This is a genomic window from Levilinea saccharolytica (assembly GCF_001306035.1).
Lineage (GTDB): Bacteria > Chloroflexota > Anaerolineae > Anaerolineales > Anaerolineaceae > Levilinea > Levilinea saccharolytica.
Genome location: NZ_LGCM01000031.1, coordinates 89,784 through 108,290, shown reverse-complemented (window position 1 = coordinate 108,290; position 18,507 = coordinate 89,784). Strand labels below are relative to the sequence as shown.

Genomic DNA, 18,507 nt, shown 5'->3' with positions numbered 1-18,507 from the left:
CGAGGGGGGCGGGCATGAAGCGGGCCGCGATGGCAGCCGACACATCTGGCCGCAGAATGGAAAAAGCGGTGAGCAGGAGTACCAGGGCGGCCAGAACGATGGGGAAAGGCTTGATGCGCACTTTGCGTTTGCGGCGCGCCGGGGTGGGGTTGAGGGGGCGTGACGGGGGCTTTGGCGGCTGAGATGAGCTGCCTTCGGGGGGCGGCGTGACCAGCAGGCGGCGCTGGGTGGCGGGGTTGATGCTGCCGGCTTCAAGCAGGGCCGTTTTAAATTCCTCGGCGCTTTGGTAGCGGTGTTCCGGCTCAATTTCCAGGGCAATTTCGATGGCCTCGGCCAGGCGCCGGTCTACCGTGGGGGTGAACTGGCGGATGGGCGTGAGGGTAGCTTTGTTGGTGGCGCGGGCCAGACCATCTTCCGGAATAACCCCGGTGAGGGTGGCGTATAGGGTGGCGCCGAGAGAATAGATATCTGAACGCGGATCGGTACGGGCGGTTCCGTACTGCTCCGGCGGCGAATAGCCGGGGGTCATGGCGCGCGCACCGGTGGTGGTGGCCTGTGAGTCCATCATGATCTTGGCCAGGCCAAAATCTACCAGACAGACTTCACCCTCCGGGGTAATTTTAACGTTGCCGGGTTTGATATCGCGGTGGACGATGGGGGGGGTGCGGGAATGCAGGTACGAGAGGGCGTCGCAAATCTGTGCACCGATGAGAATGACATCCCGCGCCGGGAGGACGTTCATGCGCTCAATTCGCTGGCGCAGGTCCTCACCCTCGATGTAATCCATGATGAGGTATTGGCCCTGACCCGAGATCGCAAAATAGTCACCGACCCTGGGCAATGTGGGATGGCGCATACTGGCGAGGATGCTCGCTTCGCGCTGGAATTGGCGGGTGTATTCTTCACTGAGGAAGAGGTTCTCTTTCACGGCCACGTAGATTTTGATATTCTCATCTACGGCCTGATACACAGCGCCCATTCCGCCTTGCCCCAGGATGGAGACAATTCGATAGCGGTTGTTGAGGAGGGTCCCTGGGTTGAGAGTCATGTGCAGATTGGTTCCGGTATTGATTTTACTCAAGAGTAGTAAAAACTGCAACGAGTTCTGGCAGCAAGGTTAGGATGTTGTAATTTTGCTTTTCAAATTCGGGCGACAATTGGGTTTTTGGACGCTGCGGGCTGAAAAAGGCGGAGGGAACATGCTATAATTCTGCCAGGGTTGACAAAAGTTGACTGATGCTTATGAACGTTGATATTCACACGGGTGTGCAAACGGCATTTTATCTGGCTCTGGTGGGAGTGTTGCTGGGCCTGTTCTTAGGGATTCGCACGATTGTGAGCGGGCGGAAGCTGATGTATTTTCGTCTGCGGCGCGAGCAGATCATGCGCGGTTGGCGCATGGTGGGCGTGGGATTGGCGATGGGGGTGGTGGCCGTGTTCTTGAACCAGTTCGCCGAACCGGCTGCATACCTGGTTTTCCCGCCGTCGCCGACTCCAACCTTGACCCCCACCATTACCCTGACGCCGACCATTACCCTGACTCCGACGATCAGCCTGACCCCCACCATCACCGACACCCCTTCGGTGACCAACACGCCAGCCATTCCGCCGGAGATTGCCGCGCAGTTTGATGCGGAAGTAACCCCCAACCCTGAATCGGTGTTCAGCCCGCCGCGCTTCTCTCGTGAAATTGACGAGAACAATCAGGCCGTGGAGCCTGTGAATGAATTTGCTAACCCGATTACAAAGCTGTACGGAGCTTTCACCTACGATAAGATGGTGGACGGCGTGCAGTGGACGGCTTTGTGGGTGCGGCTGAGCGACGCAAAGATCCTGTGTGTGGAAACCAAACCATGGGACGGCTCGACGGGTGGGTATGGGTATACGGACTGCGAACCGTCGTCGGATCAATGGACGGCGGGGGAATATGAAGTGCAGATCTATGTCGGGATGCAGTGGAATAATTCGGGCCGCTTTATGGTGACAGGCAACCCACCTGCGCCGACAGCCACCCGCACCGCCACGCGCACACCGACGGCAACGCGCACCCCCACGGGCACGCCCACGCCTTCTCCCACGCGCACGGTGACGCCGACCTTTGGTCCTTCGCCGACGCTGACCATCACCTGGACTCGGACGCCCACGCTGACCTTTACGGTGACCTTGACCCCCACGGTGACGCGCACTCGCCCGCCAACTTCCACGTTGTGGCCGACGCGGACGCCGCGCATCACGGACACCCGCTGGCCTTCACCGACGCCGTAGAGCTTGGATGGACTGCTGATCTTGAATCAAACGGGCTGCCTCATTGAAAAGGCAGCCCGCTTCTGTTCTTAGGGAAAGTAAGGTTTAGGCGTGTTCAGTTTTGGGGCCCACCACCATTGCGCAGGCAATTTGACCGGCGATGGCGGCGTTGTTACGCAGCAGGGCCAGGTTAGCGCGCAGGCTGGAGCCGCCGCTCAATTCGCTGACGCGCGAGAGCAGGAAGGGAGTCACTTTGGCGCCGTGGATGCCTTGCTGGACGGCCTCGGCCTGCGCCTGCTGGATGATGCCTTCGATTTGTTCGCGGGGTACGGCTACCTCAGCCGGGGGTGGGGCAGTGACCAGCAGGGCGGCCTCGATGCCCAACGCCCAATGGCGGCGGGCAATTTCGGCTACCTCAGCCGGGGTATCCACACGCGCACCCACGGGCAGGCCGGATTCGCGCGAATAGAAGCCGGGGAATTCGTCGGTTTGATAGCCTAAGACGGTGACCCCCTGGGTTTCGAGGACTTCCAGCGTGGCGGGCAGGTCTAAAATGGATTTTGCGCCGGCGCAGACCACCACCAACGGCGTGCGGCCCAGTTCGGGCAGGTCGGCGGAGACATCGAAGATCTCCCCGCGGTGAACGCCGCCGATGCCGCCGGTAGCGAAGACTTTCAGCCCCACGGCGTGGGCGGCGATGAGGGTGGCGGCCACAGTGGTGCCGCCCTTTTCTTTGCGGGCCAGCACCAGGCCAAAATCACGGCGGCTGACCTTGCGCGAGGGGCCGCCGGGGGTGCCCAGCTGTTCCAGCTCGTCGGCGGTGAGGCCCACGTGAATTTTACCGTCGAGCAGCCCGATGGTGGCGGGGACGGCCCCCTGGGCGCGCACGGCGGATTCAAGATCGCGCGCCAGCTCGAGGTTCATGGGGTAGGGCAGGCCGTGGGTGACCACCGCGGTTTCCAGGGCTACGATGGGTTGGTTTGACCGGCGTGCCTCGGCAACTTCAGGCGAAAATACGTAATCGGAGGGGATTTTTGTCGTCATTAGATCACCAGTTGATCGTATAAGATTTCCAGGGAGAGGTCGGGGTAGACCGTCCCAGGATGGCGAAGGGTCAGGGAAGCGGCGGAGACACCCAGGCGGGTGGCTTCATCCAGGCTGATGTGGTTGAGCAGGCCGAAGATGACGGAGGCGGTGAGGGCGTCGCCTGCGCCGGTGGGGTCAAGAATGGCGGTGCGGATGGCGGGGATGTGGCCGCTGGTTTCGGAGCTGGCGTAGCACACGCCAAAGGCAGCGATGGGCAGAACGGCAATTTCGGCGCCCAGGGTAATCAGATCACGGGCCACTTTTTGGGCGGCCTCGGGGCCTTCGGGGGCTGACGTTGTGCCGGAAAGGATGGCGGCTTCGTGGGGGTTGGCGGTGACCATGAAGAGCTGAGCGAGGTAGGGCTTCAGTTTGGCCGCCAGGACGGAAGAGGTGGCATCGGCGCATACCGGTACGCGGTATTTGCGCGCCAGACTGAAGACGGTGCGCAGGGCGGCGGGGGAGAGATTGGCATCCACAAAGATCAACCCCGCGCTGGCAAAGCGGTGTTCCTGTTTGCGCAAATAGGCAGAGGTCAGCTCTGAGAGGACGCGCATATCGTCCAGGGCGAAATGCAGGCGGGACTGCTCGGTGAGGACGGCCAGATAGGCGGCAGTGGTGAGGCGGCTGGAGCGGAGGCAGGCGGAAGTATCCACGCCGGCCTGGGCGGTATATTCCAACAATTGCTGGCCAAAGGTGTCTTTGCCCACCACGGTGATGAGGGAAACGGGCTGCCCCAAGCGGGCCAGATTTTCGGCAATATTGCGCGCGACGCCGCCAAAAGAAGGGCGTACCTCGGCGGGGACGGATGCGCCGAACTCCGGCATTTGCGAGGGACGGCCGACAATATCCAGACCGGCAGCACCAATGACCAAGACGGTTTGTTGTGAGGGGTTAAAATCATCCAGGCTCATGCTGCACTCCTTCAAAATCGTGGCGCGTTGGATTGATACGTGTATTGTAAACGATTCTGGAGGGGAAGGCAAAAAGAGGTGGTTGGGCGTATGCGAAAAACTCAGGTATAATTTTTTTAAAGAGGCCGTCTTTGGTGAACGAGAAGAATAATTCCCAACCGATTTTAAAGCGAATGACCCCAGGGTTGATTCTGGGGTTTTTGGTGCTGCTGGGTCTGGCGCTGATGGGGGATTTGCGTCAGGTGGGACAGGCGATGCGCACCTTTGATTGGCGGGTGTACCCGGCGGCATTGGGGCTGACTCTGTTCAATTACACCCTGCGCTTTGTCAAATGGCATTACTACCTGCACGTGATCGGCATTCACCATATCACCTGGGTGGAATCCCTGCGCATGTTTGTGGGTGGGTTCCCGCTGGCGATTACCCCTGGGAAGGTGGGCGAGGTGCTCAAGGGGGTATGGATTAATCAGCGCAGCGGGCTGCCGGTGGCGCGGGGGGTGTCGGTGGTGGTGGCGGAGCGCATCAGCGACGGGCTGGCGGTGATGGCCCTGTCGGTTTTGGGGGTGGTGGCTTACCCGCAGTATTGGCCGGCGTTTGTGGTGATTTTGGTCGGCTTACTGGCGGTGTTGGTTTTGGCGCAGGTGCGGCCGGCGGCCATGTGGGCTTTGGGGGTGGGGGAAAGACTGCCGGTGATTAAGCGTTTCATCGGCACGGTGCGGGAGTTTTATGAAGGCAGCTACATGCTGTTTCAGCCTGCGCCCACGGCGGTGGCCGTGGGGCTGGGGACGATCTCATGGCTGGGCGAAGGGGTGGGGTTTTACTTCATTCTTCTCGGCCTGGGTCTAGAACCGAGCTGGCAGCTTCTTTCGCTGGCAGTGTTTATTTTGGCCTTTTCCACCGTGGTGGGGGCGGTTTCGGCGCTGCCGGGGGGTATGGGTGCGGCGGAGGTCTCCATCGCGGGCATGCTGACCTTGCTGGGCGGGCTGGAACCGGCGCAGGCCACGACCGCCACGGTCTTGATCCGGCTGGCGACGCTGTGGTTTGGGATTCTCCTGGGATTGGGGATGTGGGCGGTTTCACCGCAGCTTATCGGTTTGAGGTCGGCGTATGACCCCTCTGCTCAAGATTGAACTGCACTGCCACACCTACGCCTCCGGCGACAGCCTGGTGAACCCGCGCGATTTGCTGGATGAGGCGCGGCGCAAGGGCGTGGACCGGTTGGCGATCACCGATCACAACGAGATTTGGGCAGCCCTGGAAGCGCAGCAGATGGACCCCGAACGGGTAATTGTGGGGGAAGAGATTTTGACCACGGGGGGCGAGCTGCTGGCGTTTTTTGTGAAGGAAAAAGTGCCGCGGGGGTTAAAGCCCAAAGTGGCGATTGAACGGCTGCGGGAACAGGGGGCCTACATCAGTGTATCGCATCCCTTTGACCGGCAGCGGCACGGGTGGGCGCTGGCGGATTTGGAGGCGATTGCGCCGCTGGTGGACGCGGTGGAGGTGTTTAACGCGCGCTGTGTGCTGCCGCAGATCAACCGCAGCGCGCAGGAATTTGCTCAGACGCATAAGTTGGCGGGCACGGTGGGTTCGGACGCACACTTGCTGTGGGAGGTGGGGCGAGCCACCCTACGGGTGCGGCCGTTTACCACGCGGGATGAATTTGCCGAGGCTGTGCGAGAAGGTCAGATGGAAGGCGGAGCCTCGCCGCTGTGGGTGCGCTTCGGCTCACTTTTTGCGAAAAGCCAAAAGCGCCTGGTCAAAGCTCTTGACGCCCGGCGAAGGTAGAATACAATAAGAAGGTACGGGGCGATGGCGGAATAGGCAGACGCAGCAGACTTAAAATCTGCCGGCCGTAAGGCTGTGTGGGTTCGACCCCCACTCGCCCCACTGATTATATCGAAGGCAAATTATCCGACCGCGAGGCCGGATAAGCGCTTTAAAGGGGCAAATTCAGCGCGAGATGAGGTAGATGCTGAGCAGGATCAACAGGCTGCCGAAGATGGAGGCCAGAGTCAGGGGTTCCTGATAAAGCAGAGTTCCTATGAGCACGCCGCTGACCGGTTCGAGGATGGCGACCACGCTGACCACCTGGGCTTTGAGTTTTTGCAGGGAGACGAAATACAGAAAGCTGGCGATTCCGAGGGAGATGATCCCCAGGGGGATGAGCACGGGCAGGTTGGAGCGCACCGTGTCCCAGGAGCCTTGCAGGGCGCAAGGCAGCAGCAGCAGGGAGGCCACGCCGGTGTTCCAAAAGGTTTGGGTAAAGCCCGAGGCTTTGCCGCGCAGAAAGCGGCTGAAGAGCATGGTGAGGGCGTAAGTGAAGCCAGAAAGCACCCCGGCCAGGATGCCGGAGAGGGAATCGAGAGTCAGGCCTTTTTCCAGCACGCCGGTGATGAGCAGGATGCCCACCAGGATGAGGGCCAGGGAAAGCCAGGTGAAACGCGGACGGACCTCTTTCAGGAACCAGGGGGCCAGGAAAGCGATGTAAATGGGGGCGGAATTGACCAGCAGGGCGGAGTTGGCGGCGGTGGTGTGCTGGATGGCGAAGATATACAGGGCGGCAGTGAGGCCCATAGCCAGGCCGGAGGCGACCAACGCCCAGACCCCGGAGCGGTAGCGGGAAAATTCAAGCGGCTCGCGAAAGCGGATGAGCAGCAAGCAGAAGAAGAGAAAGGCGAAAAAGGCCCGAAAGAAGGCGATGCTCATGGCGCCCATGTCGTGAGTGAGGCGGGTGAAGATGATCAGGGTGCTGTAGCACAGGGCGCCGAGGGCAACCAGAGCGATGCTGCGCCAGGGGGGCGAGGTGGACATGGGGGCGATCCTTTCCAAGGAGAGTGGCCTGATTATACTTCAAAAGGGGGGGAAACTGCGTATAGTCCTAAGATTGTCCAGATGTCTGGGCAATATCGGAGGAAATCGGTAAAAATTTCTGCAAACAGCGGACTTGCGTTTCTTTTCGAGTTGAACGATAATTAGCATATCGGCGTTGGGGTGAAGTATTGTCAGACAATTCACCCGCGCAATCGAACACAAGACAGGGTTTCCCTAAAGCGATACTTACTGTCCGAAACCCTCTCCCTATCCCAGATGAGCAGAAAGGAAAGCCAGGATGAGTGCAGAAAAACGACCTTCCGCAGCGCGCCCATTTACCCCTATTCAGCTAAAACGCAGAACACCGGTGCCCTCGGACATTGAAATTGCCCAGGAATCGGACATTAAGCCGATCAGCGATGTGGCGGCAGAATTGGGCCTTCTCCCTGAAGAGATCGAGTTTTTTGGGCCGTACAAAGCCAAAGTGAAATTGGAAGTGTTGAACCGCCTGGCGGACGTGCCCGACGGAAAGTATATTGACGTCACGGCCATCACGCCGACCCCGTTGGGGGAGGGGAAGACGACCACAACCGTGGGCTTGAGCCAGGCTTTGGGCGCTCATCTGGGGTATAAGGTGATCACCGCCATTCGCCAGCCCAGCCAGGGGCCGACCTTTGGGATTAAGGGTGGGGCCGCCGGCGGCGGGTACAGCCAGGTGATCCCGATGGAAGATTTCAATCTGCACCTGACCGGCGACATTCACGCTATCACCGCAGCGCATAACCTGGTGGCGGCGGCGATTGATGTGCGTATGCTGCACGAATCACAGGCGACGGATGAGCAGATGTTCGAGCGCCTGATGCCCAAAAACAAACACGGCAAGCGATCCTTTGGGCGCGGGCTGGTGGGCCGTTTGAAACGATTGGGGATTGACAAGACCGATCCGGATGATTTGACCCCCGAAGAACGGCGCAAACTGTGCCGGTTGGATATTGACCCGGCCACGATCACCTGGCGGCGGGTGCTGGACACCAGCGACCGCTTCTTACGCGGGGTGACGGTGGGGCGCGGACCGAACGAAACCGGTCACGAACGAGAGACGGGCTTTGATATCACCGTAGCGTCGGAAATCATGGCTGTGCTGGCGCTGACCACGGGCCTGGCGGATATGCGCGAGCGCTTTGGGAAGATCGTGATCGGTCTGGACAAGGCCGGCAACGCGGTGAGCTGCGACGACCTTGGTGTGGCGGGCGCGATGACGGTGTTGATGCGCGACGCGATTAAGCCCAATTTGATGCAGACCCTGGAAGGCACGCCAGTGTTTGTGCACGCCGGGCCGTTTGCCAACATCGCCCACGGCAACAGCTCGATTTTGGCGGACAAGATCGGCCTGAAACTGGCGGATTTTGTGGTGACGGAATCCGGCTTTGGGGCTGATATGGGCATGGAAAAGTTCTTCGACATCAAATGCCGCTATTCGGGACTGGTCCCGAATGTGGTGGTGTTGGTGGCGACGGTGCGCGCGCTGAAGATGCACGGCGGCGGCCCCAAGGTGGTGGCGGGCAAACCGCTGGACACGGCGTATATCCAGGAAAACCTGGAACTGCTGCGCGCGGGCATGCCCAACCTGCTGCACCACATCCAATCGGCGCGCAAATTTGGCATTCCGGTGGTGGTGGCGGTGAACAGCTTTGCTACCGATACCGAAGCTGAGCTTGAGCTGATCCGCAAGATGTCCATTGAAGAAGGCGGAGCGGTGGACGCGGTGGTGAGCCGCCATTGGGAATTCGGCGGCCAGGGTGCGGTGGATTTGGCCAAGGCGGTGGTGAAGGCGTCTGAGCTGCCGTCTCAGTTCCAGTTCCTCTACCCGCTGGAATGGCCGATTAAGCAGAAAATTGAGACCATCGCCCGCGAGATCTATGGGGCAGACGGGGTGGATTATTCGGAATTGGCGGAGCAGCGCATTGAGGAGTACACCCGTCTGGGCTTCGACAAGCTGCCCATGTGCATGGCCAAGACTCACTTGAGCCTGAGCCACGACGCGACCCTGAAGGGTGTGCCGAAAGGTTTCCGCATTCCGATCCGGGACGTGCGCGCCTCGGTGGGGGCGGGCTTTATCTACCCTCTGCTGGGTGAGATGAGCACTATGCCTGGGCTGCCGACGCGGCCGGCTTTCTATGATGTAGATTTGGATCTGGAGACGGGGCGGGTCACCGGCCTGTTTTAAACCAAAAGTGTGTATGAGCCCTCCCCGCATACAAAAATGTGGGGAGGGCTTGCTTGTTGATCGTTTTTTGGGGGTTGCCGTACAATGTGAAAACTGCTTGAGGGCTGTAAAAATTTGAATATGGTATAATTTTCGCGAGTTAGCCATCAACGCCGAGCATTCAAGCGCCTTCGGGCACGTAGGAGAACAATTTGGCATTTAACCCATTTAGTTGGCTGCTAGCCTTATTTTCCCTGGATATTGGTATTGATCTGGGGACTGCCAACACATTGGTTTATGTTCGTGGTAAAGGGATCGTGATTAATGAGCCGTCCTGGGTGGCGATTGAAAAGCGCAGCCGCAAGCCGCGCTGGATTGGCGCACAGGCCAAGGAAATGGTGGGGCGCACCCCGGCGGATGTGATTGCGATTCGCCCCCTGCGGGATGGGGTCATCTCGGAATTTGACATCACCCAGGCCATGCTGGATTATTTTATTGGTCGTGTGCATCAGCAGACCGTGGTTCCGCTGCCGCAGCCGCGGGTGGTGATTGGCATCCCTTCAGGGGCTACGGAAGTGGAAAAGAAGGCAGTCTTAGACGCGGCGATGAAATCGGCGCGAGAGACCTATTTGGTGGAGGAACCCCGTGCGGCGGCTTTGGGGGCGGGGCTGCCGGTGATGGACATTCGCGGGACGATGGTTGTGGACATCGGTGGGGGTACGACGGAAGTGGCTTTGCTGGCGATGGGGGGCGTGGTGGTTTCACGCTCGCTGCGCGTGGCGGGCGACGAGATGGATCAGGATATCGTCACTTACATCCGCAATAAATACAACCTGTTCATCGGCGAACGCATGGCAGAACAAGTGAAGGTGACGATTGGCAGCGCTTACCCACTGCCGACCGAAAAAACGATGACCGTGCGCGGGCGGAATTTGGTGAACGGCCTGCCGGAGGCGATGGAAATCTCTTCGGTGGAGATCCGCGAGGCCATTTCTGGTTCGGTACAGGTGATTGTGGATACGATCAAAGACGCCCTGGATGAAGCTCCGCCAGAGACGGTGGCGGACCTTTTGGAAACGGGCATTTGCCTGGCGGGGGGCGGGGCGCTGCTGCAAGGTTTGGCTGAGCGATTGTCCGATGAGCTGAATGTGCGTGTGTGGGTGGCGGAAGACCCGCTGACCTGTGTGGCGCGCGGCGCAGGGATGATCCTGGAGAATCTGGAGCTGTACCGCGACTTTTTGGTTCCGCTGGATCGCGGCGGATACCGTTAATCTGAAAATCACTGCGCACCTGCATGGGTAAAGGGTGCGAACGGGTTGTACGAAGCAGGTTCTGAACCTTACGATGCAAAAATTTCTACCGCGAAATCTGCAAACGATAGCCGTTGCGCTTTTGGTTGCGGGGATCATCTTCCTGGGCTTTAGCGGTTACCTGAATACGGTGACCAGCTCGGCTCTGTCCCCGGTAGTTGGGATCCAGAGCTGGATTTCAAGTCGTTATCTGGCTGTGGTGGAGTTCATCACCGTTCCGCGGGATGTGGCTTCGCTGCGTGCGCGCAACGCGGAGCTGGAAAGCCAGGTATTTAACCTTCAGGCGCGAGTGGTAGATCTTGAACAGCAGCTGCGCGAGGCCCAGGTGCTGTACGCGCTTTTGGATTTTGCTCGCTCGCGGCCTGAAAATCAATATGTGGCTGCGGCGGTGATTGGCCGCGACCCCAGCCCATTTCTCCATTACATTTTCATTGATCACGGTTCGGATGACGGCCTGCGCCACGGGATGCCCGTGGTTACTGAGCAGGGCCTGGTGGGGCGCGTGGATGCGGTGACGGCGCGGGCGGCGCGGGTGCAGCTGATCACCGACCCGGCGACGGTTGTGAATGTGCGCCTGCAATCGCAGGATGTGGACGTGATGTTGACCGGTTCGATCACGGGGGATGTGAACCTGGAGATGATCCCGCAGGATATGGAGATGAAACCTGGAGAGCTTATTTTGACCTCTGGGCTGGGCGGCTCTTACCCGCAGGATGTGGTGGTGGGGCAGGTGGTGAGCGTTCGCAAGCGGGAAAACGATCTGTTCCAAAGTGCATCGGTGCAGCCGGTGGTGGATTTTCGCAACTTGCGGGCGGTTTTGGTGATCACCAATTTCCGTCCCGTGGATATCGGCCCGTTGATGCCGGCTCAAAACCCCTGAGTATGGACTATTTGCTGGCGCTGCCTGTTTTTGCCTTTCTGCTGATGCTGCAAACCGCGGTCATCAGCCGCCTTCAGCTGCTGCATGGGGCGGCGGATATCATCTTGCTGGTGGTGGCGGCCTGGGCTTTGCAGGAGCGGGTGCGTTCGGGGTGGATTTGGGCGGTGGTGGCAGGCGTTTTGGTGACGGCGGTGACGGCGCTGCCGTTGTTTATCCCCCTGGCGGGGTATTTATTGGTAACGGTTTTGGCGCGTATTTTGCAGCGGCGGGTTTGGAAAGTGCCGATTTTGACGATGTTTATTGTCGCATTTTTCGGTACAATGGGTTACCAGTTTCTGTCGCTGGTGGCATTGAAGGCCACGGGCGTGCCGCTGGGCTGGTTGGAGTCGGTCACGAATGTGATCATGCCCAGCGCGCTGCTCAACTTATTGTTTGCGCTGCCGGTCTATGCGCTGGTGAGCGATTTAGCTCATTCGGTGCATGCGAGTGAGGTGGATGAATGAGCGGTGCTGAGGAAGCGAAAAAACAGCATTCGTATTTTGAGTTTTGGCGGATGCTGGTCTTTTATCTGGCGATTGCCGCGGTATTTGGGTTTTTCTTAATGCGGCTGTTTACCCTGCAAGTGATTGACGGCCCTGAATATCTGGCTCAGGCGGATGAAAACCGCCTGACGGAAGTGCTGACGCCTACCCAACGAGGGATCATTTATGACCGCAACGGGTATGTGCTGGCGCGCAACGTGGCGGCGTACAATGTGACCATCACCCCGGCGCTGCTGCCAGCGGATGAGGGCGCTATTCAGGAAATTTACCGCCGTCTGTCGGTGCTGATTGATGTGCCCGTCAACCGCGGGGATATCACCGATGAGCAGGTGGTACGCACCTTTAAGCCGTGTGACAACGACCTGGGGATCGCCCAGGTGGTGTATATTGCTGACACTCTGGCGCCTTACGACCCGGTGCGGGTGAAATGCAACGTGGATCAGACCACGGCAATGAAGATTCAGGAGCGGGGCAGCGATTGGACCGGGGTAAAGGTGGAGATTGAACCCATCCGTGAGTATCCGACCGGCGCGCTGACTTCAGAGATCATCGGCTTTTTGGGCCCTATTCCGGCAAGCCTGGAAGAGGATTATAAAGCCCAGGGTTTTGTGCCGGGGCGCGACAAGGTGGGCTACGCGGGGGTAGAAGCGTCACTGGACGATTTGCTGATCGGCAAGAACGGGCGGCGGTTGGTGGAGGTGGACAGCGCCGGGCAGGAACTGCGTGATGTGGAAGAGCCGCTGCTGCCGGAGCCGGGCCGCAATGTGCGCCTGACGATTGACACGCGCCTGCAGCAAGCAGCAAAGACGGCGCTGGTGAACGAGCTGGATTATTGGAACACCAAAGCCAACAAGATCATCTCAGAAAACGGGGTGGTGATTGCCGCGAACCCCAAAACTGGGGAAATATTGGCGCTGGTGTCTTACCCGACCTTTGAAAATAACCGCATGGCGCGCTTGATCCCTGCGTATTACTATGAACAGCTCAGCCGCGATCCGAACCGGCCTTTGTTTAATCACGCGGTTTCGGCGGAACACCCCCCTGGCTCGGTGTTTAAGCTGCCGACCTCGATCGGCGTTTTGAACGAAAAGGTGGTGACGCCAGAATTCCGTATTTTTGATCCCGGTAAGATCACCCTGGAAAACCGCTATTCGCCCAACGACCCAGGCCAGTCGCGGGAGTATGTGTGTTGGGAACGGGCTGGTCACGGAGAGGTGGACTGGCTGCACGCGATCGCCTGGTCGTGCGATATGTACTTTTATAAGGTCTCCGGCGGCTATCAGGATGAAGTGCCGGAGGGGTTAAACATCTGGCGCATGGGTGAATATATGCGCGCGCTGGGCTACGGCACGCGCACGGGGATTGAGCTGCCGGGCGAAGAAGACGGCTTGATCCCAGACCCCAACTGGAAGCGCATCAACGTGGGCGAAAACTGGTCCACGGGTGACACCTACATCGCGGCGATGGGTCAGGGGTATGTGTTGGCGACGCCCATTCAGGTGCTGATGTCGTTCAATATCCTGGTGAACAAAGGGCAATATATGCGTCCCACCCTGGTGCGGGAAGTGCTGGATGTGGAAGGGCATGTGGTGAAACCCTTCGAGCCTGAGCTGAAATGGGACATTACCAAGGACCCGCTGATCACGGTGTATGACGAAAACCAGTTCCCCACCGAGCAGCGCAAGACGGTGGAGCCGTGGATCATTGACCTGGCCATGCAGGGCATGCATATGGTGACCCTGGAAGGCGGTACGGCGGACGCGATCTTTGCCGACAGCGAGCTGCAATCTGGCGGGAAGACCGGTACGGCGGAGTACTGCGATGATGTGGCCCAGGAAAAAGATCTGTGCAAGCCGGGGCTGTGGCCTGCGCACGCCTGGTATGTGGGCTATGCACCCTATGATGACCCTGAAATTGTGGTGCTGACGTTTGTGTACAACGGCACCGAAGGCTCAACGGTGGCGGCGCCGGTGGTGCGCAAGGTGATGGAAACCTATTTTGAATTGAAGGCGATTGACGCGGCCAAGAGTGGATCGTAATTGAGGGGTGCGATATAATACAAACTATGACCAATGCGGGAATGACGCTGAGCGTTCAAATTAAAGGGATCAAGGACGGCCTGCTGATCACTCTGGGTGAGGGGGACTGGGGAGAGGTGCAGGAGGCTTTGCTGGCCCATATCGCTGAACGCGCATCGTTCTTCCAGGGGGCGCGGGTGGCACTCGAAGTGGGCAACCGCATTTTGAACGCGGCGGATTTGGGGGGGCTGCGGGATAAACTTTCGGACCGCGGGGTGATTTTGTGGGCGGTGCTGAGCAATTCGCCAAAGACGGAAAACACCGCTCAGGTTTTAGGATTGGCCACGCGCCTTTCCATCCCGCGCCCAGAGCGGGTGAAGCCGGTGGACACCAACCTGCCGGGCGAGCCCACGGTTTTGGTGGCGCGGACGCTGCGCTCTGGCTTTCGGATTGCTTATGCCGGGCATGTGACCGTGATTGGGGACGTGAACCCAGGGGCGGAGATCGTGGCGGGGGGCAGTGTGGTGGTGTGGGGTAAGCTGCGCGGGGTGGTGCACGCGGGAGCAGAGGGGGACGAAAAGGCAGTGGTGTGCGCTTTGGAACTGGTCCCCACCCAACTGCGGATTGCCGGGCACATCGCCGTGACGCCGCAGCGCAAAGGGAAATCAAACCCGGAAATTGTCCGGGTGGTTAATGGTCAAATTGTTGCAGAAACCTGGAATCAAAAATAGGGAGACTCATGGCGGCCACTGTTGTTACGATCTCATCCGGTAAAGGCGGGGTAGGAAAAACAACCACCACCGCAAATCTTGCTGTGGCCCTGGCCAACGGCGGGCTGAAGGTAGTGTGTATTGACGGGGACATCGGCCTGCGAAACCTGGATGTGGTTTTGGGCCTGGAGAACCGCATTGTATATGACCTGGTGGATGTGGTGGAAGGGCGCTGCCGGCTGCGGCAAGCCATGATCCGCGACAAGCGCCTGCCGGAGCTGTACTTGATCCCCGCGGCGCAAACCCGTGATAAATCCGCGGTGACGCCCAGCGACATGGTGCGGTTGGTGGACGAACTGCGCGGCGAGTTTGATTTTATTCTGATTGACTCTCCAGCGGGGATTGAACGCGGTTTCCGCAACGCCATTGCCCCCGCGGATGTGGTGGTGGTGGTGACCAACCCCGAGGTGTCGGCGGTGCGCGATGCGGACCGCATCATTGGGCTGGTGGAAGCCGAGGAGAAAGGCCCGGCGCGCCTGGTGATCAACCGCATGAACCCCGGTATGGTGAAACGCGGGGACATGATGGACGCCGAGGACGTATTAGAGCTGCTGGCGATTGAGCTGATTGGGGTAGTGCCGGAGGATGAAAATGTGGTTGTGAGCACCAACCGCGGTCAGCCGGTGGCGCTGGATCCAAAATCGCGGGCGGGCAAAGCCTTTACGAATATTGCGCGGCGGCTGCGCGGTGAGCAGGTGCCGTTCTTAGACCTGGACGAGAAATCGGACCTTTTTAGCAAGCTGTCGCGGATGCTGCGGCCCGGAGGGGACTAGAACATGACGAGCTGGCTTGATAAACTCACGGGTCGTAAACCTGCAAGCGCAAATCAGGCCAAGGAGCGCCTGAAACTGGTGTTGATTCACGACCGCACCGACCTTTCGGAACAGGCGCTCAACAGTATGAAGAATGAGCTGCTGGCGGTCATTTCTCGGTATATTGATATTGATCCGCAGGCTGTGCGGATCAATGTGGCGCAAGATGGGCGCGAGCAGCGCCTGGTTGCGGATATTCCCATTCGCCCGAACACGCCGCGCAGGCGATGAGCGGGACGGCTGGGAGACAGCTGGATGATTAACGGTTAGTATGCTTAAGCGAGAGTTTTGGCAGTACTTTGATTATGTGTTGTTTGGCAGTGTGGTCATTCTGTGCATTTTTGGGATTGTGATGATCCGCTCCGCTGTGGCAGGAAACGCGGAATTGCAGGGGGCGGCCAACAGCCAGGTGATCTTCGTGGTGACTGGACTGATCATCACCCTGGTGGTGGCGGCGATTGACTATCACTATTGGTTTTCGTTGTGGCGGTGGATGTACATTTTTGTCATCCTGCTGCTGATCTTTATTTATCTGGTGGGGGATGTAGCCTTTGGTTCGCGGCGCTGGATCAATGTGGGGCCGGTGAACATTCAGCCTTCGGAGCTGGCCAAAATTGTAATGGTGATCGTGCTGGCGCGTTACTATGCCAACGCGGCGGACAAGCCCAAAGATTTGCGCTGGCTAGCCAAGAGTTTGGCGCTGACGGTGGTGATGGTCATCCCGATTGTGATGCAGCCGAACCTTTCGATGACCATTGTGATGTTTGTGCTGTGGCTCTCAATGACATGGATCAGCGGGGTTCCGCCCAAATATCTGGCGCTTATGGTGGGAATCGGCGTGGCAGGGGTGGCGTTGTTCCTGCTGCTGATCTCGTTGGGGGTGAAAATTCCGGTGATTGAAGAATATCAGATCCGGCGGGTGGTGAACTTTTTGTTCCCAGACCCCAACGCGCGGCACGGCGACACCTACAACGTGGAACAGGCCTTGATTACGATTGGATCGGGGGGACTGTTTGGCCAGGGCTACGGGCACAGCACGCAGGTGCAGCTGCGTTATTTGAAAGTGCGTCATACCGACTTTATCTTCAGCGCGATGGCCTCTGAATTTGGCTTTGTGGGCACGGCGCTGGTGATGCTGCTGCTGCTGTTTGTGATCTTACGCTGCATCCGTGTGGCGCGCCGGGCCAGCGATATGTTTGGGGCGCTGATCGCATATGGTTTTGCCACCTTGTTATTCTTCCAAACTGCGGTTAATATTGGGGTGAATTTAAAAGTCATTCCGGTGACCGGACTGACGCTACCTTTCATCAGTTATGGGGGCAGCTCGCTGCTGTCTTTGGTTTTGGGTCTGGGTTTGGTGGAAAGCGTCGCGGCACGGCATAAATCCTTGAATTTTTGATTGGAGCCAATTTATGGAGAACAACAGACCTGTTCGGGTGCGGTTTGCCCCATCCCCCACGGGGCGTATGCATTTGGGTTCAGGGCGCACCGCGCTGTACAACTACCTTCTGGCGCGCAAAACGGGCGGGACCTTTGTGCTGCGTATTGAAGATACCGACCGCAAGCGCCTGGTTCCAGGGGCTGAAGAAGAGCTGATCGAGGGGATGAAGTGGCTGGGGATTAATTTTGACGAGGGGCCGGGAATCGGCGGGCCGTATGGGCCGTACCGGCAGTCGGAACGCAAAGCGATTTATCAGGAATATGCGGACAAGCTTGTAGAAGCCGGGCACGCCTACCCCTGTTTCTGCACGCCCGACCGGCTGGAACGCATGCGTCAGGAGCAGCAGAAGCGTAAGGAACCGCCGCATTACGACCGCACCTGCCGGAATTTAAGCCCGGAAGAGGCCAAACGGCGGGTAGAGGCGGGCGAACCGCACGTGATCCGCTTTAAGTCACCGATGGAAGGAACGACCACCGTGCGGGATGTGCTGCGGGGCGAGATCACCGTGGAAAACCGAACGATTGATGATTATATTCTGGTGAAAACCGATGGGTTTGCCCTGTATCACCTGGCGGCGACGGTGGATGATCATTTGATGGACATCAGCCACGTAATCCGTGGGAGCGAATGGCTGCCCTCGCTGCCGCTGCACGTTCTCATTCACCGCGCGTTTGGCTGGGTGGAGCCGGAATACTGCCATTTGTCGGTGTTCCTGAAGCCGAGCGGTAAGGGTAAGATGAGCAAACGTGAAAGCGCCGATTTGCTCAAAGACGGCTACTCGATCTACGTCATGGATTTGAAGGAGCTGGGGTATCTGCCCGAAGCGGTGGTGAATTGGATCGCGCTGATGGGCTGGAGCTATGACGACCACACCGAATTTTTCAGCCTGAAGGATCTGGTGGAAAAATTCTCTTTGGAACACCTTAACCCCTCTCCGGCGGCGATTAATTTTACGAAATTTGACCATTTTGCCGGGCTGCATGTGCGCAACTTGCAGGTGGAGGACCTGGCACAGCGTATGAAACCTTTCTTTGAGAAAGCGGGATACGCGGCGGATCTGGACACGCTGGTGAAGATCGCTCCGATTGTGCAGGAGCGGCTGGTGACCCTGGACGAAGCCCCGGACCTGGCGGGATTCTTCTTCAAGACCGAAATTTTGCCCGCGGCGGAGGAGCTGGTTCCGGCGGGGATGACGCGCGAGCAGGCGCTGGATGTGGCGCGGCAGTCGCTGGCGGTGCTGGCGGCGGCGCCGGAGCTGACCCCGGAGGCGGCGGAAGCGCCCATGCGCGAACTGGTGGAAAAACTGGGGCTGAAAGCGGGGCAGGTGTTTGGCCTGCTGCGCGTGGCGGTGACCGGCCAAAAGGTCAGCCCACCCTTATTTGAAAGCATGATGATCATGGGCCGCGAGCGGGTGCTGAAGCAGGTGGAACAGGCCGTGCGCATGTTGGAAGGCTAGGGACGGCATAGAGGAGGGCA

Annotated in this window: 17 protein-coding genes and 1 tRNA gene; 14 read left to right on the top strand and 4 right to left on the bottom strand. The window is 58.9% G+C overall.

Annotation, left to right across the window (positions count from 1 at the left end; all coding sequences use genetic code 11):
* The coding region (locus ADN01_RS08665) for a serine/threonine protein kinase (protein WP_236690997.1) at positions 1-1,081 on the bottom strand (1,081 nt) is incomplete at its 3' end.
* A 161-nt stretch (positions 1,082-1,242) separates the two neighbouring features.
* On the opposite strand from ADN01_RS08665, the gene ADN01_RS08660 reads away from it, so the two are divergent.
* The gene (locus tag ADN01_RS08660) at positions 1,243-2,265 is read left to right on the top strand and encodes a hypothetical protein (RefSeq protein ID WP_062418695.1); all 1,023 of its coding nucleotides are present in this window, start codon (positions 1,243-1,245) and stop codon (positions 2,263-2,265) included.
* Positions 2,266-2,349: 84 nt separating this feature from the next.
* Here ADN01_RS08660 and ADN01_RS08655 read toward each other — a convergent pair whose 3' ends face one another.
* Both ADN01_RS08655 and ADN01_RS08650 read right to left on the bottom strand, forming a co-directional pair.
* Positions 2,350-3,288 (bottom strand): pseudouridine-5'-phosphate glycosidase, encoded by a 939-nt coding sequence (locus tag ADN01_RS08655; protein WP_113918872.1) that lies wholly within the window; start codon positions 3,286-3,288, stop codon positions 2,350-2,352.
* Positions 3,288-4,241, bottom strand: a complete 954-nt coding sequence (locus ADN01_RS08650; protein WP_062418694.1) for a carbohydrate kinase family protein — start codon at positions 4,239-4,241, stop codon at positions 3,288-3,290. The genes ADN01_RS08655 and ADN01_RS08650 overlap by 1 nt, the downstream gene beginning before the upstream one ends.
* A gap of 173 nt (positions 4,242-4,414) precedes the next feature.
* Here ADN01_RS08650 and ADN01_RS08645 point away from each other — a divergent pair, with 173 nt between their 5' ends.
* From ADN01_RS08645 to ADN01_RS08635, 3 genes are all read left to right on the top strand, one after another.
* Positions 4,415-5,371: a lysylphosphatidylglycerol synthase transmembrane domain-containing protein gene (locus ADN01_RS08645; RefSeq protein WP_147239068.1), complete on the top strand. Its 957-nt coding sequence runs from the start codon at positions 4,415-4,417 to the stop codon at positions 5,369-5,371.
* Positions 5,349-6,026, top strand: a complete 678-nt coding sequence (locus ADN01_RS08640) for a PHP-associated domain-containing protein (protein WP_062418692.1) — start codon at positions 5,349-5,351, stop codon at positions 6,024-6,026. The genes ADN01_RS08645 and ADN01_RS08640 overlap by 23 nt, the downstream gene beginning before the upstream one ends.
* Before the next feature lie 18 nt (positions 6,027-6,044).
* Positions 6,045-6,128 (top strand) — tRNA-Leu (locus ADN01_RS08635).
* A 63-nt stretch (positions 6,129-6,191) separates the two neighbouring features.
* Here the strand turns inward: ADN01_RS08635 and ADN01_RS08630 are convergent.
* Positions 6,192-7,052 (bottom strand): DMT family transporter, encoded by an 861-nt coding sequence (locus ADN01_RS08630; protein WP_062418691.1) that lies wholly within the window; start codon positions 7,050-7,052, stop codon positions 6,192-6,194.
* Between the two features lie 298 nt (positions 7,053-7,350).
* On the opposite strand from ADN01_RS08630, the gene ADN01_RS08625 reads away from it, so the two are divergent.
* From ADN01_RS08625 to gltX, 10 genes are all read left to right on the top strand, one after another.
* Positions 7,351-9,279, top strand: coding sequence for a formate--tetrahydrofolate ligase (locus tag ADN01_RS08625; protein WP_075071074.1), 1,929 nt, complete (start codon positions 7,351-7,353; stop codon positions 9,277-9,279).
* A 191-nt stretch (positions 9,280-9,470) separates the two neighbouring features.
* The gene (gene mreB / locus ADN01_RS08620; protein ID WP_062418689.1) at positions 9,471-10,529 is read left to right on the top strand and encodes a rod shape-determining protein; all 1,059 of its coding nucleotides are present in this window, start codon (positions 9,471-9,473) and stop codon (positions 10,527-10,529) included.
* 73 nt (positions 10,530-10,602) lie between these two features.
* Complete coding sequence (gene mreC, locus ADN01_RS08615; protein WP_062418688.1) at positions 10,603-11,448, top strand: rod shape-determining protein MreC; 846 nt, start codon at positions 10,603-10,605, stop codon at positions 11,446-11,448.
* A 2-nt stretch (positions 11,449-11,450) separates the two neighbouring features.
* Positions 11,451-11,951: a rod shape-determining protein MreD gene (gene mreD, locus ADN01_RS08610; RefSeq protein ID WP_062418687.1), complete on the top strand. Its 501-nt coding sequence runs from the start codon at positions 11,451-11,453 to the stop codon at positions 11,949-11,951.
* Complete coding sequence (gene mrdA / locus ADN01_RS08605; protein ID WP_062418686.1) at positions 11,948-14,029, top strand: penicillin-binding protein 2; 2,082 nt, start codon at positions 11,948-11,950, stop codon at positions 14,027-14,029. The genes mreD and mrdA overlap by 4 nt, the downstream gene beginning before the upstream one ends.
* 26 nt (positions 14,030-14,055) lie before the next feature.
* Positions 14,056-14,739, top strand: a complete 684-nt coding sequence (minC, locus tag ADN01_RS08600; protein WP_113918871.1) for a septum site-determining protein MinC — start codon at positions 14,056-14,058, stop codon at positions 14,737-14,739.
* 8 nt (positions 14,740-14,747) lie between these two features.
* Positions 14,748-15,551: a septum site-determining protein MinD gene (gene minD, locus ADN01_RS08595; RefSeq protein ID WP_062418685.1), complete on the top strand. Its 804-nt coding sequence runs from the start codon at positions 14,748-14,750 to the stop codon at positions 15,549-15,551.
* Between the two features lie 3 nt (positions 15,552-15,554).
* The gene (gene minE, locus ADN01_RS08590; protein ID WP_062418684.1) at positions 15,555-15,821 is read left to right on the top strand and encodes a cell division topological specificity factor MinE; all 267 of its coding nucleotides are present in this window, start codon (positions 15,555-15,557) and stop codon (positions 15,819-15,821) included.
* A 40-nt stretch (positions 15,822-15,861) separates the two neighbouring features.
* A complete protein-coding gene (locus tag ADN01_RS08585) occupies positions 15,862-16,989 on the top strand; it encodes an FtsW/RodA/SpoVE family cell cycle protein (RefSeq protein ID WP_062418683.1) in 1,128 nt (375 codons plus the stop codon).
* Positions 16,990-17,002: 13 nt separating this feature from the next.
* Positions 17,003-18,487, top strand: a complete 1,485-nt coding sequence (gene gltX, locus ADN01_RS08580; RefSeq protein WP_062418682.1) for a glutamate--tRNA ligase — start codon at positions 17,003-17,005, stop codon at positions 18,485-18,487.
* The last annotated feature ends 20 nt before the right edge of the window (positions 18,488-18,507 follow it).

What these genes read in the sequence shown, in the direction of transcription:
- ADN01_RS08660 (WP_062418695.1), top strand. Translation starts at nt 1,243, where the DNA reads ATGAACGTTGATATTCACACGGGTGTGCAAACGGCATTTTATCTGGCT.
- ADN01_RS08655 (WP_113918872.1), bottom strand. Translation starts at nt 3,288, where the DNA reads ATGACGACAAAAATCCCCTCCGATTACGTATTTTCGCCTGAAGTTGCC.
- ADN01_RS08650 (WP_062418694.1), bottom strand. Translation starts at nt 4,241, where the DNA reads ATGAGCCTGGATGATTTTAACCCCTCACAACAAACCGTCTTGGTCATT.
- ADN01_RS08645 (WP_147239068.1), top strand. Translation starts at nt 4,415, where the DNA reads ATGACCCCAGGGTTGATTCTGGGGTTTTTGGTGCTGCTGGGTCTGGCG.
- ADN01_RS08640 (WP_062418692.1), top strand. Translation starts at nt 5,349, where the DNA reads ATGACCCCTCTGCTCAAGATTGAACTGCACTGCCACACCTACGCCTCC.
- ADN01_RS08630 (WP_062418691.1), bottom strand. Translation starts at nt 7,052, where the DNA reads ATGTCCACCTCGCCCCCCTGGCGCAGCATCGCTCTGGTTGCCCTCGGC.
- ADN01_RS08625 (WP_075071074.1), top strand. Translation starts at nt 7,351, where the DNA reads ATGAGTGCAGAAAAACGACCTTCCGCAGCGCGCCCATTTACCCCTATT.
- mreC (WP_062418688.1), top strand. Translation starts at nt 10,603, where the DNA reads ATGCAAAAATTTCTACCGCGAAATCTGCAAACGATAGCCGTTGCGCTT.
- mreD (WP_062418687.1), top strand. Translation starts at nt 11,451, where the DNA reads ATGGACTATTTGCTGGCGCTGCCTGTTTTTGCCTTTCTGCTGATGCTG.
- mrdA (WP_062418686.1), top strand. Translation starts at nt 11,948, where the DNA reads ATGAGCGGTGCTGAGGAAGCGAAAAAACAGCATTCGTATTTTGAGTTT.
- minC (WP_113918871.1), top strand. Translation starts at nt 14,056, where the DNA reads ATGACCAATGCGGGAATGACGCTGAGCGTTCAAATTAAAGGGATCAAG.
- minD (WP_062418685.1), top strand. Translation starts at nt 14,748, where the DNA reads ATGGCGGCCACTGTTGTTACGATCTCATCCGGTAAAGGCGGGGTAGGA.
- minE (WP_062418684.1), top strand. Translation starts at nt 15,555, where the DNA reads ATGACGAGCTGGCTTGATAAACTCACGGGTCGTAAACCTGCAAGCGCA.
- ADN01_RS08585 (WP_062418683.1), top strand. Translation starts at nt 15,862, where the DNA reads ATGCTTAAGCGAGAGTTTTGGCAGTACTTTGATTATGTGTTGTTTGGC.
- gltX (WP_062418682.1), top strand. Translation starts at nt 17,003, where the DNA reads ATGGAGAACAACAGACCTGTTCGGGTGCGGTTTGCCCCATCCCCCACG.